The sequence below is a fragment of the Microcoleus sp. T3_A4 genome, assembly GCF_036700465.1.
In the GTDB taxonomy this organism is placed as follows: Bacteria; Cyanobacteriota; Cyanobacteriia; order Cyanobacteriales; family Microcoleaceae; genus Microcoleus.
Map to the genome: position 1 here is coordinate 1 of NZ_JAUBOY010000059.1, position 15,840 is coordinate 15,840.

Annotated in this window: 10 protein-coding genes; 6 read left to right on the forward strand and 4 right to left on the reverse strand. The window is 46.2% G+C overall.

The genetic code is table 11. From position 1 onward, the window contains the following. Window positions 1-20: 20 nt before the first annotated feature. The gene (locus tag QUA07_RS25685) at window positions 21-458 is read right to left on the reverse strand and encodes a hypothetical protein (protein ID WP_333330869.1); all 438 of its coding nucleotides are present in this window, start codon (window positions 456-458) and stop codon (window positions 21-23) included. Between the two features lie 213 nt (window positions 459-671). Here QUA07_RS25685 and QUA07_RS25690 point away from each other — a divergent pair, with 213 nt between their 5' ends. From QUA07_RS25690 to QUA07_RS25700, 3 genes are all read left to right on the forward strand, one after another. Next, complete coding sequence (locus QUA07_RS25690) at window positions 672-1,274, forward strand: hypothetical protein (protein ID WP_333330872.1); 603 nt, start codon at window positions 672-674, stop codon at window positions 1,272-1,274. 375 nt (window positions 1,275-1,649) lie between these two features. Further along, on the forward strand, window positions 1,650-7,850 hold the full coding sequence (locus tag QUA07_RS25695; protein WP_333330874.1) for a hypothetical protein: 6,201 nt from the start codon (window positions 1,650-1,652) through the stop codon (window positions 7,848-7,850). Window positions 7,851-8,092: 242 nt separating this feature from the next. Beyond that, on the forward strand, window positions 8,093-9,307 hold the full coding sequence (locus QUA07_RS25700; protein WP_333330877.1) for a glutathione S-transferase family protein: 1,215 nt from the start codon (window positions 8,093-8,095) through the stop codon (window positions 9,305-9,307). Between the two features lie 242 nt (window positions 9,308-9,549). Here QUA07_RS25700 and QUA07_RS25705 read toward each other — a convergent pair whose 3' ends face one another. Both QUA07_RS25705 and QUA07_RS25710 read right to left on the reverse strand, forming a co-directional pair. Next, window positions 9,550-10,200: an RNA ligase family protein gene (locus QUA07_RS25705; protein ID WP_333330880.1), complete on the reverse strand. Its 651-nt coding sequence runs from the start codon at window positions 10,198-10,200 to the stop codon at window positions 9,550-9,552. Between the two features lie 357 nt (window positions 10,201-10,557). Further along, the gene (locus QUA07_RS25710; protein ID WP_333330883.1) at window positions 10,558-11,799 is read right to left on the reverse strand and encodes an HhoA/HhoB/HtrA family serine endopeptidase; all 1,242 of its coding nucleotides are present in this window, start codon (window positions 11,797-11,799) and stop codon (window positions 10,558-10,560) included. Window positions 11,800-11,978: 179 nt separating this feature from the next. Here QUA07_RS25710 and QUA07_RS25715 point away from each other — a divergent pair, with 179 nt between their 5' ends. Then, complete coding sequence (locus tag QUA07_RS25715; RefSeq protein ID WP_333084317.1) at window positions 11,979-12,335, forward strand: metal-sensitive transcriptional regulator; 357 nt, start codon at window positions 11,979-11,981, stop codon at window positions 12,333-12,335. 296 nt (window positions 12,336-12,631) lie between these two features. Here the strand turns inward: QUA07_RS25715 and QUA07_RS25720 are convergent, their stop codons facing one another. Further along, on the reverse strand, window positions 12,632-13,069 hold the full coding sequence (locus QUA07_RS25720; RefSeq protein WP_333084315.1) for a helix-turn-helix domain-containing protein: 438 nt from the start codon (window positions 13,067-13,069) through the stop codon (window positions 12,632-12,634). A gap of 1,082 nt (window positions 13,070-14,151) precedes the next feature. On the opposite strand from QUA07_RS25720, the gene QUA07_RS25725 reads away from it, so the two are divergent. Together QUA07_RS25725 and QUA07_RS25730 are read left to right on the forward strand one after the other, a co-directional pair. Beyond that, complete coding sequence (locus tag QUA07_RS25725; protein ID WP_333084313.1) at window positions 14,152-14,796, forward strand: pentapeptide repeat-containing protein; 645 nt, start codon at window positions 14,152-14,154, stop codon at window positions 14,794-14,796. A 260-nt stretch (window positions 14,797-15,056) separates the two neighbouring features. After that, window positions 15,057-15,833, forward strand: a complete 777-nt coding sequence (locus QUA07_RS25730; protein ID WP_333330886.1) for a pentapeptide repeat-containing protein — start codon at window positions 15,057-15,059, stop codon at window positions 15,831-15,833. Window positions 15,834-15,840 lie beyond the last annotated feature (7 nt).

Consider the following 15,840-nt stretch of genomic DNA (forward strand, 5'->3'; position numbering starts at 1 on the left):
TGAGATTGCACTCACTTTTTTCACTTCTCTATTTTATTGCGATCGCATTCCTCTTTAAAAACTGTCCGGAGTATTGCCCAATTAATCGTTTTGTTTAGTTTTGTTAAGTCAGTTGGATCTCGATCGGCGATCGTACCACGGCGATCGACTTGTGCGTTGATATTGTGAGTAATTTGGCTATTTGGTAGTGCGACGGTTACTTGTGTCTGTTGTACTTTCCGTCGCATAACTGACTGAACGTTACTCTTAGTGACTTTTTCGCCGCATACCCGAGTGAGAATTTGCCATAACTGAAAGCCAACAAACTTAATGTATTCGGCATCATAACCCGCGCTTTTGGCAATCTGTGGATAAGAGTGTCCTTCCCAAGACTGCCGCAATACCAGTATGTGAATATCGTTGAGATGGTCTTGTTTGAGAACTGAGTCGAGGAAAAGCAGTGCTTCGTCGATCGTCATTTATTTAAAATTATCGGGTGTGTTAGCGCAAGGGTCGTGGTTCCTGTCTCCAATTGCAGAAATTTAGGTAATTATACTTAAAAAGTATAGCATATTTTGCACTCAGGATATAACTATTTATAACTTTTACTCACAGACGCCGCTGCCGCATCCGGGTTATTACTGAATTAAGGTAGATTTAACCAGTGAACTTTTATATTAAGAACGATGCTGATGAAAAAGGTCTTATTATCCACCCTCTTTATAACTCTTTCATTAACACCCATTACTGCATTTGGGCAAGGCTATCGTAATGACGTTACCGAAAGCCTTACTACTGGAGCTGGTCGTTGGGGTGAATGGTCTGACATTGTTTTTTGTCCATCAGGCTCATATGCTGGCGGATATGACATGAGAGTTGAATCTCCTAAAGGAGGAGGCGATGATACTGCGCTAAATGCAATTTCTCTCTATTGTTACTACCCCAATGGTGGATTTGCTGGACGCATTATTGCACATAAGGGAAATTGGGGAAATTGGGGCGCGGCAGTTGCGTGTAATGGTTCATTGTTGACCAGTTTTAGAATAAAAATGGAACCCTGGCAACGTAACGGCGATGACACTGCGGCTAACTCTGTTTCCTTTATTTGTACTAACAGGAATGGATATTACCCACTGGAAGCAAGCAACGGTGGACAGTGGGGAAATTGGTTAGGCTGGATAAATCCCACACAATTTTCTGCAATCTGTGGTTTTCAAGCTAAAGTCGAGCCTCCACAAGGCTCTGGTGACGATACTGCATTAAACGATCTCAAGTTCTACTACTGTAGGCTGTAACTAGAGCAATGGTTAACTAGAGCATATTGCATAGTGTTTTCGATCATAAGCTTTCTTACTATCAGAATCCGAGCGGCTAGAATTAGGCGGACTTCAGAAGTTAACTGCATCAGATCATCAAAATAAGAAACCCGTTCCCAAACCCTCTTCTGTGTTGAGTATGCTGGCGTTAGGAAGTTTAGGTGCAAGTAAAGTCTTCAGGCGTAAACAGAAAAACAAGCCCAAGCAAAACAAACTGCTAATCTAGTTGCTTGATTAAGCAATAGTTCCAAAATTTTCCTGTCCTGTTTATTAATTTAAAGTGGTAGAGGCTAATGCAGAGACAGGGACAAATCTATTAGTTAGGTTCAAAATAGCATTTCAGGTATTCACAGTATGAATTTCTTACTAGATAGCACTACCATTACTCATAGTCTAGAGGTTGCTCTACAAAAAACTCATAACTTCCTCGGTGATTTAGCAACAGATGCAGATTTAATTGCCAAAATAGGGTTAGCTTTTGGTAATGATTTTGATGCTGAGGTTGCCCAAAGTTTAGCTCTAGATTGGGCGAATGGAGACTTTGAAAAACTTCCTTTCATTGAGATTCGCTCTTCAGCAGAAATCAATGGAGCAAATGGAGCTTTTGCTGGAGCAACTAACAGTATTTATATGTCGCGAGAATTTATAGCTGAAAATGCCAATAATATTGATGCGATCGCCAATGTTATTTTAGAAGAAATCGGTCACTCAATAGACTGGCAATTGAATAACTCTGATACCCGAGGTGATGAAGGAGCAATCTTTTCAGCTTTAGTGCGCGGAGAAACACTTAACTCTCAACAGCGACAACTGCTTTTAGCTGAGGATGATTCAGATACTATTGCCTTAGATGGACAAGTTCTTCAGATTGAACAAGCAACAATTTACACAGGTGACAACCTGGGAAACATTATCGGAGGTTTCGATGCTCTTCTAGATACCCTCCAAGCTGCTGTCAATAACCGAGTATATGGGAACAAATTGCCACTTTTAGGAGATAAACTGAAGAATTCCGCTGAAACTGGCGTACAGTTTATCAGCAATTTTGAAGATGATATTCTCAAAAAACTGCACGAAAAACTTGATACAGCAGTAACTAAAACACCGGAACTAATCAAACAAGCTCTAGCAGAAGCTTTGGGGTCCAGTGGGTTAAAGTTGCTCCCAGATTTGAATAATGATGGTCAAGTTGATGCCCAAGAAATTGACCAGGCGATTAGCTTTGTGGAAACAACCGACGATGTTAAGTTTAACTTAAGGCTCAAAAAAGAAGAGGCGGCTAACTCATTCTCTACAGCCTTGGATGCTGGGATTGGATTACCAGCTTTGAAATTGGATATCAATGGCAATGCCAAAATCGGTCTTGGCTATGATTTAAATCTGGATTTTGGTGTCAATAAGACTAAAGGCTTTTACTTCGACACATCAAATGCCAACGAAATTAAAATAAATTTCAATGCTTCTCTTCCCAATTTAGAGGCAACTGGAAAACTGGGATTTCTTCAACTCACTGTTAAAGATAAAGGCACCCAATTTAACGGCGAGTTCACAGTTGACTTAAAGGACTCAGACAATCAACTTTTGTTTTCAGAACTGCCATCAGTTAATTTGGCAAATCTCGTTGATGCCAAACTTAATGGTTCTGCCAATATCAATCTGAATGCTGCCACCAGTTTTCAAGAGTCTGCCGTATTGCCATCGCTTAGTACGGACATCAATATTGGCTGGGGATTTAATAGCAGCAATGCCGATCCAGACAATCCTAGCAGTTTTGGCGATGTACCCAGTATTGCGTTCAACAACGTACAGATGGATATGGGTACATTCTTCAGCGACTTTGCGAAACCTATTTTGGGAAAAATCAAGCAGGTTACAGATCCAATTCAACCTGTCATCAAAGTGCTGGAAGAACCGCTACCGGGGTTCTCTGATGTCAAAGCTATCAAAGCTGGCTTAGATAAAGATAAGGATGGTAATGTTACGCTCTTGGATATCATCGAAACTATCGGGCCAGCTATCGATCCAGATTTCAATTTGGATTACATAGATGCCGTCCGCGAAATCGCTGTTTTGATTGAAAAAATCGACGATATTTCAACTAGCCCTGACAAGCTGATTGTTGACCTTGGCAGCTTTAATTTAGGCAGCACTGATATCCGATCGGTTCCCGACCTTAAAAATGTACCGCCGAGCCCAAGTCAGGGAATTCCCGACATCAAATCGCAGCTAGAAAGTAAAGGAGCAACAGAAGCCACAAACTTTGTCAGCCGTTTTGAAAGCTCAAAGGCAGGTCAACTCCAATTTCCACTCTTAAACGATTCAACGAATGCGTTTAAGCTGCTGCTGGGGCAAACGGCAGATTTGTTTACATACGATATGCCGGAGCTGAAATTCAAGTTGGGATACAGTCAGTTTTACCCCATCATTTATATTTTGGGAGCTCGTTTCAGCTTTGACCTTAGTGCCAACATCGATTTAGCTTTTGGCTTTGATACAGAAGGGCTAAAGCAGTTCGCAGATAGTGGCAAAACTGCTGATATTTTCAACGGATTTTTTGTGAACGATTTCCGCACTAACCCCGACGGAACGATTGAAAAGGTTCCAGAAGTTAGTCTGACTGGAGGGATTGCAGGCGCTGGCGAAATCAATGCAGTATTAGCTAGTGCTGGTGTAGAAGCAAGCGTTCGCACCAAAGTTAACTTCGATCTGCCCGATAATCTACACAATGGTGATGGCAAGGTTCGGGTCAATAAAATTCTGGAGCAAATTAAAGAAGATCCGCTGTGTTTGTTTGATACTAGCGGTGAAGTTACTGCTGGGTTGTACGCTTACTATAAGTTTTTAGGAGGTCGTGAAGAAATCGGTCTGGCCAAAACTCCGCCACTAATCAGCTTTGATTCCAAGTGCGATGATAAAACAGGTGTGAAGCTGGCGGAAGATGTTGGCGGTGGCGTGATGCGGCTGAATATGGGGCCAAATGCAGTTGCTAGAACTAGGGGCGATCTCAACGATGGAAATGAGATATTCACCGTTTCGCCAGATCCAAATTCAGGCGGGGTTGTTTACATATCAGCATTCGAGACCAGGCAGAAGCACAATGTCAGCAGTAAAATTGTTGGCGATGGCGGTGTTCGTAACGATTTAATTAACATTCAGGCTGGCGTCCAAACTCCGGCAGACCTTTCAGGTGGGATTGGTGACGATCAGCTTTACTATCGGGGGACTGGCTCGGCAACGCTCCACGGCGGTGAGGGGAATGACCAGTTAGTTGGTGGTGCAGGCAGCGATGAGCTTTTTGGCGAGGGCGGCGACGATAATTTGAGAGGTGGCGATCAGGGCGATCGCCTCTTTGGAGGTGATGGAAGCGATCGCCTTTCTGGGGAAGCGGGTGAGGACAAACTTTTGGCTGGTTCGGGCGACGATTACCTTGCTGGAGGAGCCGGAGCCGATAGTCTAGATGGTGGAGAGGGTATTGATGCTGTTTCCTATATCTCCTCCGGTGAAGCAGTATCCGTCGATCTGACAGCGGGTAAAAGTTCCGGCGCAGACGCAGCCGGTGATGTATTGCTGTCCATTGAAAAACTAACTGGCTCAGAATTTGGGGATACGCTGTCAGGTAGCACCCAGAATGACTCCATAGATGGTGGTGGAGGCAACGATGCCATCAACGGCGGAGACGGAAACGACACCCTCACCCCCGGTTTGGGCGACGATACGATCGATGGGGGAACGGGAACTGACCTGTTAGTTTTGGACTATTCCGCTTTACCCACCCGTGCTGTCGCATGGAGAGACATTGACCCAACAGATCCATCTTCATGGGATGTCTTTGTCGGAAACGCTTATGGTGTAGGAACACCCCTCACAGTTGATATTGGCAACAGCACTACTCACTATGACGTTGCTCTATCAGCCGATGGCACGACAGTAGTGTGGACAGATGAAGAGGGACTGTGGGTTAAACAGGTCGGTAATTCTAATCCACCTTTCAGAATCACTCCTGCTACTAATCCGAACTTTTACGCCTCCTCTCTATCAGCCGATGGCAGCAAGGTAGCTTGGATAGAAGATAGGGGTTATCGGGAAGCTGACCTCTTTGTTGCCAACACTGATGGCACTGGCATCACAAAAATTACCCCATTTGAACCACTAGGTGGAGTTAACGGTCTAATTTCCCTCTCAGGCGATGGGACGAAAATAGCCTGGAGTGGGGTGGTTAGAGTGGGGGAGTCTGTTTTAGACGAAGAAATCTTTGTTGCCAATACTGACGGTACTGGAATTAAACAAATTACCGATGACTCTGCTACATCTAGTGCCTTCGCGGAAGTTTATGATACTTATCCATCCCTTTCAGCAGACGGCTCGAAGATAGCTTGGCAAAGTTCTATCAGAACACAACACAGATCAATATTTGTTGCCAACACAGATGGCACCGGTATAAAGAAACTGTCCGACGATACCTATGGCGAAAACAAATTCTCAGAATCTGCTTTCAGTCCATCCATGTCAGGAGATGGCAGCAAAGTGGCTTGGTTTAGCGCGGCGTATGTAGCTGACTCACCAAATGTACTTGGCATGATTCGGACTGGTAAGACTGATGGCTCTGGGGTCGTTATGGTTGCCGGTAGCGAAAATGCTTCAGGCCCTCTGTCTCTTGCTGCTGACGGTGCCAAAGTAGCTTTTGTCAAAGATACAGACATCACCGATGGAAAAGGAAGTAATGGTCTTTTTGTAGGGAATGCTGATGGCACCGGGATTCCCACACTCATTGATATTGGCAACCCTGCAGGAGGTGATAGCACCTGGGATTTTGGCGGTTCCGGTGGTGATGGCCCTTCACTGTCAACCTATGTCAACGTTGGTATTCGCTACCCAAAATTCGACCCAATAACAGGCAGTGGAGAAATCCAGACATGGGGGCCAAGCCAACTGCATTTCAGCAATATCAAGCAATTCAAGATTATCGGCACTCCCTATGGGGATGAAATCTATGGCGGTGCCTTAGAAGACACGCTGACAGGCGGTGGCGGTGCCGATACCATCAAAGCTGGCTTAGGGAACGATACTTACGAGCTAGACGCCCAAAAAGCTGCTGGCAGTCAAATCCAAGATGCAGGTGGCACGGATATTCTTAACCTTCCAGGCGTAACTATCTCTTTATCAGCTCCGGCTGGTGGTTCTATTGGTATCGAACGAAATGGCACAACGTTGCTAGTAGACTTCAACAAAGATGGGGTTGCGAATGCTGCTAATGACCTAGCTATTTTAGACTTTTTCGCTGAGTCGGGTTCTGGTGCTGGCTTAATTGAAACTGTGGCGAATCTCTCCGGGAGTGACATCCTCAACTATTTGAGCAGCACGCTAACGCCAACACCAACACCAGAGCCAACACCAACACCCACTCCAACACCAGAGCCAACACCAGAGCCAACACCAACACCAGAGCCAACACCAACACCAGAGCCAACACCAACACCAGAGCCAACACCAACACCGACACCGACATCCAATCCAGAGCCAACACCAACGCCAGAGCCCACACCAACACCAACACCAGAGCCAACACCGACACCGACATCCAATCCAGAGCCAACACCGACACCGACATCCAATCCAGAGCCAACACCAACGCCAGAGCCAACACCGACACCAACACCACTACCAGAGCCAACGCTACTACCAGAGCCAACACCAAAACCACTACCAGAGCCAACGCTACTACCAGAGCCAACACCAACACCACTACCAGAGCCAACGCTACTACCAGAACCCACGCCCACGCCAGAGCCAACACTGACACCGACACCACTACCAGAGCCAACGCCACTACCAACCCCAACGCTTGAGGGGATTAGCGGTGACACCTTAATTGGCACTGACAATGACGACTCAATCACAGGTACTCAAAATGATGATGTCTTAATCGGTAACTCGGGAAATGACACTCTTTTTGGTGGATTGGGTAATGACTTGCTCTATGGCAATCAAGGCAAAGACCTTCTCAACGGCAATCAGGGAAACGATTCTCTTTACGGCGGTAAAGGCAACGATATTGTTCGCGGCGGCAAGGATAATGACCTGGTTTTAGGAGATTCAGGAGATGATGCCCTCTTCGGAGACATGGGAAATGATACTGTCTATGGCGGTAAAGGTAATGATGTTGTCCACAGCGGTAAGGATGATGACCTAGTTTCCGGGGACTTGGGAAATGACACCCTTTTTGGAGACTTGGGAAATGATACTGTTTATGGTGGTGCTGGTGATGACCTGCTCAATGGCGGTTTAGGCAATGATTCGCTGATAGGTGGTGAAGGTCGCGATCGCTTTGTGCTGAACTCTGGTGCAGGAGTGGACATCATTACTGATTTCCAGACTGGTCAAGATTTACTCGGATTAAGCGGCGGTCTAACATTTAACCAGTTAACAATTAGCCAGGGTACAGGTATCCAGGCGCAGGACACCCTGATCCGTATCGCCAGCACTGGTGAGTTGTTAGCGTCTGTCACTGGTTTGTCATCAAGCTCGCTTACCCAAGATATGTTCGCTCTGATTTGATCCCAAATCCGGCTTAAATAAATGGGGAGGGTCGGCACGGGGGCACGACCCTACAAAATACTGAGAATGAAACAGAAGAACCCTCGGACGAAAGTTTGTGTGGTAGGGGCAATCCCCCCGTGGTTGCCCCTGTTTCAACCGCCGAATCATCAAGGGGTGGCTAACTTTTGGACGATCGCGACCAAGAAAAGCTATACATTTAGTCTATATTTTGGGGAAGTATCATCCGCACTAATTCACCTATGACATCCACCGCCACGATCGCCACCCCGCTAAGCTGGAAAGAACTAGAAGCCCTCACCGACTTTCAAGTCGATCGCGTCAACGGGCCAACCAACGCTCAAGCCTGCTTGCGCCTCTTTGGTAAAACCGAATCCGATGTGCGAGTCACCCTGTACCGCGATAACCATGCTTGGTGTCCCTACTGCCAAAAAATCTGGCTGTGGCTGGAAGAAAAACAAATTCCCTACCGTATTGACAAAGTTACTATGTTCTGCTATGGGGAAAAGGAAAGTTGGTACAAGCGCAAAGTTCCATCGGGAATGCTACCGGCGATCGAACTAGACGGCCGCATCATCACTGAAAGCGATGATATCTTAATCGCCCTCGAACGAGTCTATGGCCCCTTGGGTTTGGGCATGGAAAACCCCGCAGTAATACCCATGCGACGGTTAGAGCGACTGCTGTTTAGGGCTTGGTGCTCTTGGCTGTGCTACCCAGCAAGTTCAGCCAAAGTAGAACAGCACAACCGCAACCAATTTATCAGCGTCGTCGCCCAGGTAGAAAAGGCCTTGGCTAGCACTCCGGGGCCTTATTTCCTCGATGAATTTGGCACTGCGGATGTGATCTTTACGCCCTACGTGGAACGCATGAATGCCAGTCTTTACTACTACAAAGGCTACTCGATGCGGGAAGAAAACCCGCGCTTTGCTGACTGGTTTGCGGCAATGGAAACCCGCCCTACCTATCGCGGCACTCAGAGCGATTTTCACACCCACGTCCACGATTTACCGCCTCAGATGGGCGGGTGTTATGAAAACGGCGAACCTCAGATGCTAGTCAATAAAGCCCGCGTGGATAATGGGCCTTGGGCTGGACTGCCGGATGTGATGTATCCAGAACCGGAAACCTCCCGCGCTGAAGCACTTCACCGCGTCATTAAGCACCAGCGCAACATCGTTCGAGTCAATCCTGCTGATGACAAGTTATTCGATGAGGCTTTGCGTTGTGCTTTAACTTTGATGATGACTGGCGAAGTTTGTACGCCGCCGGCTGGTTCTGATGCGGCTTTGCGGTATTTGCGCGATCGGGTGAATGTGCCCCGCGATATGTCCATCTACGCGGCCAAGCGATTGAGGGAAGCGTTGGAGGAAACGGCGGCTTTGGTGGGTGATGGTCAAGGTTCTCCGATTCTGCTGAAGCATCGGCGAGATCAAGATCCGGCTAATTTTGCATAGGGGGCGATCGGAATCAGACGGAATCGGCGTTGCTGCTGCTCTACTTCATCAGCTTGCTATCTGCTCGATCGATGTGCGACCATTGGTAGTATTAAAGTAGCATAAATACTGTCTATGAAAGTATCTATAGCGATTGCAAATCATTCATAAACCGATCGAGGATTTGATCGAGCAGTAGTTCCATTGAGTATTGGTTCAAAAATACCAAATTTGTGTAACTTGAGAAAGTCAAAGCTTTTATATTACTCCCAGTAATTTTCCCAATCATCCTGAAAAGCTTGCTGCAATCTCTGCATATACGCATCAGTCTTAATCTTCACCATCCACAGATTATTAGCATTGCGGCCTCCCTTGCACACAACACCTTCATCCACACCGTATTTCCCCTTGCGAAGATCGTCCATAAACTTGCCCGTCAGTTTGCCACGATAAATTACTCGCGCAATATTTAATTTACCAAAATCCTGAATAAACCGATCGGGAACAACCATACCGCCCTCGGTTTCCACATCAAAAAGCACCAATTGTTTGCGATCGTCCTTTTGGTGCATTCCCGCAAACGAGCTAGCACCAAAAAACTCTGTAAACACAGTAATTTCAGCGCAGTGATACTCTTCATTCTCTCGAAATATAGACTCTAAGGGACTAGCAAAGTCCCTTTTAAATATTTCCGGTGCTGCTTCTAAACCTGGATGTGCAGCATTAAATTCTGCAATTCCCATCTCATCCAAATCAAATCTACTGCGTCGCGTACCAAAAGCATACCAACCAAGTTCGACTTCCCAAACCCAATGCAAATTAGTGCCATCGTATTTCTCAAAAGCTATACATTGTTCATTAGGGCAATTTTTACTATCGGGAATTTTGGGATAGGCAAGTTGAACTCGTGTCATATCAATCACCCATAATATCATTTCCGGTTACACGGGAATGATGTTGACTGTTGACTGTTGACTGTTGACTGTTCACGGCGTCAACAGTCAACAGTCAACTCGAATTCACTATTCCGATGCTAACGGATTTGATATAATAAAACTCCTTTATAGTGAGGATTTTAGTCGCTCTTAAGCTATGTGTGCATTTAAATTGCATGGTAAAATAGTTTTTCACTTTTGTGAGGGGCAGGAGAACCCGCCCTCAACATACAATTTAAATGCACAACAGCTTACCTAAACATATTAAGATTTGACTAAAATCCTCACTACCAACTTTATGTGGTATTTAACAGTTTCCCCCCTTCCTCTTCACTTCTAAAAATCTTGCAATTGAGCAGTTTGAACTGCTACTTCTTTAATCTGGGCACCGCGGCGCACCTTCAGTTTCAGAATTTGACCGATTTGGCTGTTTTCCACCAAATTTTGCAACTGTTCGGGCTCAGTCACTCCCTCACCCTCAATTTGAACGATCACATCCCCTTTGCGAATCCCTGCTTTCTCAGCAGGGGTGTTTGGCACAACTCTCATCACTAACACTCCCTTAACTTCGGGGACAATCAAAGGAGCATTGGGGTCAGAATTATTCTCTCTGGCCATTTCAGGAGTCAAAGCAATCATCTGAATTCCCAAAAACGGATGGCTGACTTGTTCTCCCTTGGCTAACTGCGCGTAGATGGCCTTGGCTTTGTCGATCGGAATCGCAAACCCAATACCCATTGCATCGGCTCTAATCGCCGTGTTGATGCCAATCACTTCTCCTCTGCTGTTTAACAGGGGGCCGCCGGAATTGCCGGGATTGATGGCTGCGTCGGTTTGAATGAAATCGAGTCGCTTGTCGGGAATGCCGACGGCTGCACTGGAGCGTTTGAGGGTGCTGATAATGCCCAAGGTGACGGTGTTGTCAAATCCCAGGGGGTTGCCCACGGCGATCGCCCAATCTCCTACTTTCACCGCGTCTGAATCTCCTAACGTTGCCACGGGCAAGTTAACTTCCTTGGTATTAATTTTGACAACAGCCAAATCTGTTACTTCGTCAGTACCTTGCACTTTTCCTGGAAATGTCCTGCCGTCGTTTAAGGTGACAGTCACTCGATCGGCTTTGTCAACTACGTGAGCATTGGTTAAAACAATCCCGCTTTTGTCGATGATGAAGCCGGAACCTTGACCGCGTAAGCGTTCTTGTCTGGGGGTCATGCTCCGTAAATCTTCTCCCAAAAATCTGCGGAAGAAGGGGTCTTCCATTAAGGGATCAATGTTGCGGCTGACAGTGCGCTCGGTATCAATGCGAACAACTGCTGGGCCGACTCGATCGACAGCGGCGGTCACAAAACTGCCGGTATCTCCTGGGAGTTCAGGACTCCGCAGCGCTAACAGTTGGGGATTCGCGGCGGTGGGTGGGAAACTCTGGAACTGTAAGTTGGGCGGATTGCTGCCATCAGCGGCAGCGGGTGCAGGATTGATTGCTAACGCACTCAGGGCGATCGTCATTCCTAAAATTAGGGCGAACCAACGAGCACCGATTCGAGGTGCGGGCCGAAAAAACTTAAATAGTCGCATAGCGTCAATCTTTGTTAGTCTGGGTTAGTCTGGTAAAGGTGTGCGATCGTGCGGACTCAATAATCTGCCATTATGAAGATCCTAAATGTATTTAGACAGTTACAATACATGAGTCACGAGCCCGCACGAACTCAACATATTCTGAATTCTAACTTTTAAAAATTTCCCTCGTAACCCCAATGATTATATCTGATACTTCTACTGACAAATCCTTGCCCTCAAATTCCCACCACCACCATCACGACGATCAATCAGTCCACCCTCACCATCACGATGAAGAATCGATGCGACGGCTGGTAAATCGCTTGTCTCGGATTGAGGGGCACGTCCGCGGCATTAAAACAATGGTTCAAGAAAACCGTCCCTGTCCCGAAGTTCTGGTGCAAGTTGCTGCGGTGCGAGGCGCGCTCGATCGCGTAGCGAGAATCATTCTTGACGAACACTTAACCGAGTGCATTGCCAGAGCCGCTAAAGAAGGTAATATCGATACGGAAATCGAAGAATTGAAAGCGGCTTTGGATCGGTTTTTGCCTTAGCCGCTGCCAATTTTTCCATCCATATAACAAAACTTGCAAATTAGACAAAACTTGCAAGTTATGCTTTCTAAGCAATTTTTTAAGCATCTTTCACAAACCCGGGAAAAGCATCAAATCTTCTCCCCTTCACCCCATTGCCACAACATACAATTTATATGCTCCGCAGTTTATGAGAGCGAGTTTTGTTAAAAAAGAATTAGTCCGGTTTGTCGTGATGACGCAACTCCTCAAACTCTTCAAAAGCTGACAACAAACAATTAGATAATCGGTGCTTAATCCGACGTGGTATGCACAGTCTAGACTTTCGTCAGCTTAGCTTTGAGCTGGTATCTGACTGTTGCGTAAACGGCTTTATAGGAAGCCTCGATGCTATATTCCTGCTGCAACCACTCTTGAATTTCTCCATAGCTTTTAAAGCCTTTATGGGGGTCGCTGAGGCGCATTGCCAAACTAGCGCGTGCCAGCGGAGGAATGGCCGGCTTGCGGCCGCCGCTGTGCTTTGTTTCGAGGAGTCCTTCTAGTCCATCAGATCGGTACTTTCTCAGCCACCGCTGCACTGTAATTCGATTTACCCCAATGGTCATTGCCAATTCTTTAACTGTCTTAACATGACAAATTTTGAACAGGTAAAGTGCTTGAATTTTTTGAAAGCCGCTTGCCGTTTTTTGTTCAGTTAACAGGTTTTTTAGCTCTTCACTTGTCTCTGTGATGCTAAGTTTACATACTCCAGCCATATCAATTACCTCACGATTCGCGTTCTACAATACCTTTGTTTGACAAGGGAGCGAAAGCTGCTCCAATCCTAAATGCTGACCTTTTGTTTGCCCTGAAGCAATACAAAAGCGATCGTTCTCATTAAACTTTTTCCTTCCTGGAGGCAGTCAGACGCTCAGAAACCTGATTATTTTAACCGGGAGCAAGGTTGCCATGATTTTTGTGGGTAAAAAACCAGGTTTCTGGATCATTTTTGTATTTGATGGACAAGCGTCATTGCTAATAGTGATAGCAGTGAACGGATCGCCTGTAACATTACCGGCAATAGGTGACTCTTAAGGAATACCATTTATTCTCTTATTGTTAAACATTTATCATGGTTTTCCTGGTATTTATTGGTATTTTTTGCGAACGTATAAGCGATTTTTAGCCATTAGGTGCTAGCAAACAGGGGAATGTCTGTACACCAGCGATCGCATTTTTATACAGACATTCCCCTACTCCCAGAAGTGCATTTCTGGCTTTCGCTGTGTGAGAAATCTTGATACATCAACACTCTCATCACCCGGAGTGGGTAGCGGCGAGTGACGTTGCAACCGACTTTCACAGCAAGCGGGCAAGTATCTGTGAAACTACTGACTTTATCGCCATTTGAGTAAAACACGACTAGGGTGGTATTGTCAATTTTTCAGCATTACAGTATGAGTATCGGCTATTTTTTCCTGCCTGCTGTGATCGAAAGGGGGTGTTCTATGTGATACTACTAACATCGGTCAGTGATCTATATCACACTTATGTTCAGTGAACTCAACTATGCACAAAAAGTTATGGGTTTGATCGATCGGACTTTCCACCTAGAATCTTTGGGAAGTGCGATCAAACTTGTGGTTAAAATTTTTAAAGGTTAATGTTTAACCAAAGGGAAAAGAGAATGCAGCTTTGTCCTTCACCCTCACCAAACCCTCTAATTTATACTCAAACCTTGCAGATTCAGGGAAGTTTCACCCAGGGTGTGAATATTTCAGAATCTAAAATTGCAGAACATCCGGTGCAACCAGCTTGCTGACAGTATTCTTCATTTAAAAGGTGTAGAGAAGCCACAATGAACGTTGACGAACTGCTCAAGCTATACGCAATAGGAGAAAGAAATTTTAGCGGGGTCTACCTGCACGAGGTCTACCTCTACGAAGCAGAATTGATTGGAGCCAATCTGTATGAAGCCGACCTGATTGGAGCCAATCTCAGCAAAGCCAAACTCAACAGAGTCAACTTTGGCAAAGCCAATTTGTGCAAGATTAATTTGAGCAAAGCAGACTTAGGTGGAGCAGACCTCACAGAAGCACTTTTACTTGAAGCTAACCTGAATCGAGCTGAGTTGATGGGAGCAAATCTCAGCAAAGCAGACTTGAGCGGAGCTTCCCTGATCCAAGCAACTTTAATTGGAGCCAACATATCTCGGGCAACACTCAGCCGTGCAGACTTGCACGGAGTAAATCTTTACGGAGTAAACTTGCGTAGGGCGGTGCTCACAGAATGCGATTTAATTGGCGCAAACTTGAGCAAAGTAGACCTTAGCGGAGCTGACTTAATGGGGGCGAGTCTAATTAGGGCAGACTTGACTGAAGCGATTTTAAGTGCGTCAGACTTAAGCGGAGCAAACCTGTTGGGAGCAAACCTTACAAAAGTTAACCTGAGCGGAGTATATCTTAAGGGTACAACGATGCCCGACGGCACGATTCACGACTAATTTATTTGTTAATTTTTATGGTTGCCGAGAACAGCGGCTAAAGGGTAATGAGGTTTTCATTACCCTAATTTATTGGCAGCGAAATCTTTATTTGACACTAAGGTAAGGCGGATAACTTCAATTTAGGGTGCTGATGGCGCCCAGAACTCCTACATACGGCAAGTCAAAAGATTTGTTAGCTGAACTTGTGTTATGGTGATTTTCAATTGCTTCGAGAAAAGCTATTTTAGATTTAATATTTTGGATTTTGGACGGTTAAAATGAAACTCAGAATCCTCGCTGCTGTAACGCTGCTGAGCGCGATCGCCCCGATCGCTCCTGCACCCGCCGAGAACATCCAACACACGCAACAATTACTAGCCACCCGACAGTGCCCCAACTGCGACCTCAGCAGTGCGGGCTTGGTTTTAGCCAATTTAACAGGAGCCAATCTCAAAGGTGCTGACTTGAGGTTGGCTAACCTCAGTCGAGCCAACCTTACCGGGGCTGACCTCAGCGGTGCCAACCTCAGCGGCACCAGCCTGTTTGGCGTCAACCTGACAGGGGCCAACCTCAGCGGTGCCAACCTCAGCGGTGCTGACTTGAGAAGTGCCTATCTCAGCGACGCCAATTTGCAAGGCGCCAATTTAACTAACGCGCAACTGCTCGGAGTTAGAGGAATGCCAACCAATATCGGCACCGCTGAAGACTTCTACCGGTTGGGAGTGCTGGAAGCTCAAGCAGGAAACTACAGAAACGCCATTGATTATTACAATCAAGCGCTGAATCTGAAATCGGATTTAGCGGCCGTTTATTTTGCGCGCAGTATGTCTCGCGCTGACTTGGGAGACTTCGCCGGCGCGACTCAAGACGCTGCAATAGCAAACAAACTCTTTGCAGCTCAAGGAAATCCACAAGGTCAGGAGTTGTCAAAGCAGTTAGGCGAAGCCATTGTTGCACGCCAAAAGCCTACGGAACCCCGCACTTCCAGCCGCGGCGACTTTATGAGTCTCCTCGGTTCGATCGGTTCTGTGCTGGTGAAGCTAATCTTGCCTTGACGGTTGC

Bases quoted from the DNA above. Each gene is read 5' to 3' on its own strand.
- QUA07_RS25700 (WP_333330877.1), top strand. From the start codon at position 8,093: ATGACATCCACCGCCACGATCGCCACCCCGCTAAGCTGGAAAGAACTA.
- QUA07_RS25725 (WP_333084313.1), top strand. From the start codon at position 14,152: ATGAACGTTGACGAACTGCTCAAGCTATACGCAATAGGAGAAAGAAAT.
- QUA07_RS25695 (WP_333330874.1), top strand. From the start codon at position 1,650: ATGAATTTCTTACTAGATAGCACTACCATTACTCATAGTCTAGAGGTT.
- QUA07_RS25685 (WP_333330869.1), bottom strand. From the start codon at position 458: ATGACGATCGACGAAGCACTGCTTTTCCTCGACTCAGTTCTCAAACAA.
- QUA07_RS25690 (WP_333330872.1), top strand. From the start codon at position 672: ATGAAAAAGGTCTTATTATCCACCCTCTTTATAACTCTTTCATTAACA.
- QUA07_RS25715 (WP_333084317.1), top strand. From the start codon at position 11,979: ATGATTATATCTGATACTTCTACTGACAAATCCTTGCCCTCAAATTCC.
- QUA07_RS25730 (WP_333330886.1), top strand. From the start codon at position 15,057: ATGAAACTCAGAATCCTCGCTGCTGTAACGCTGCTGAGCGCGATCGCC.
- QUA07_RS25710 (WP_333330883.1), bottom strand. From the start codon at position 11,799: ATGCGACTATTTAAGTTTTTTCGGCCCGCACCTCGAATCGGTGCTCGT.
- QUA07_RS25720 (WP_333084315.1), bottom strand. From the start codon at position 13,069: ATGGCTGGAGTATGTAAACTTAGCATCACAGAGACAAGTGAAGAGCTA.
- QUA07_RS25705 (WP_333330880.1), bottom strand. From the start codon at position 10,200: ATGACACGAGTTCAACTTGCCTATCCCAAAATTCCCGATAGTAAAAAT.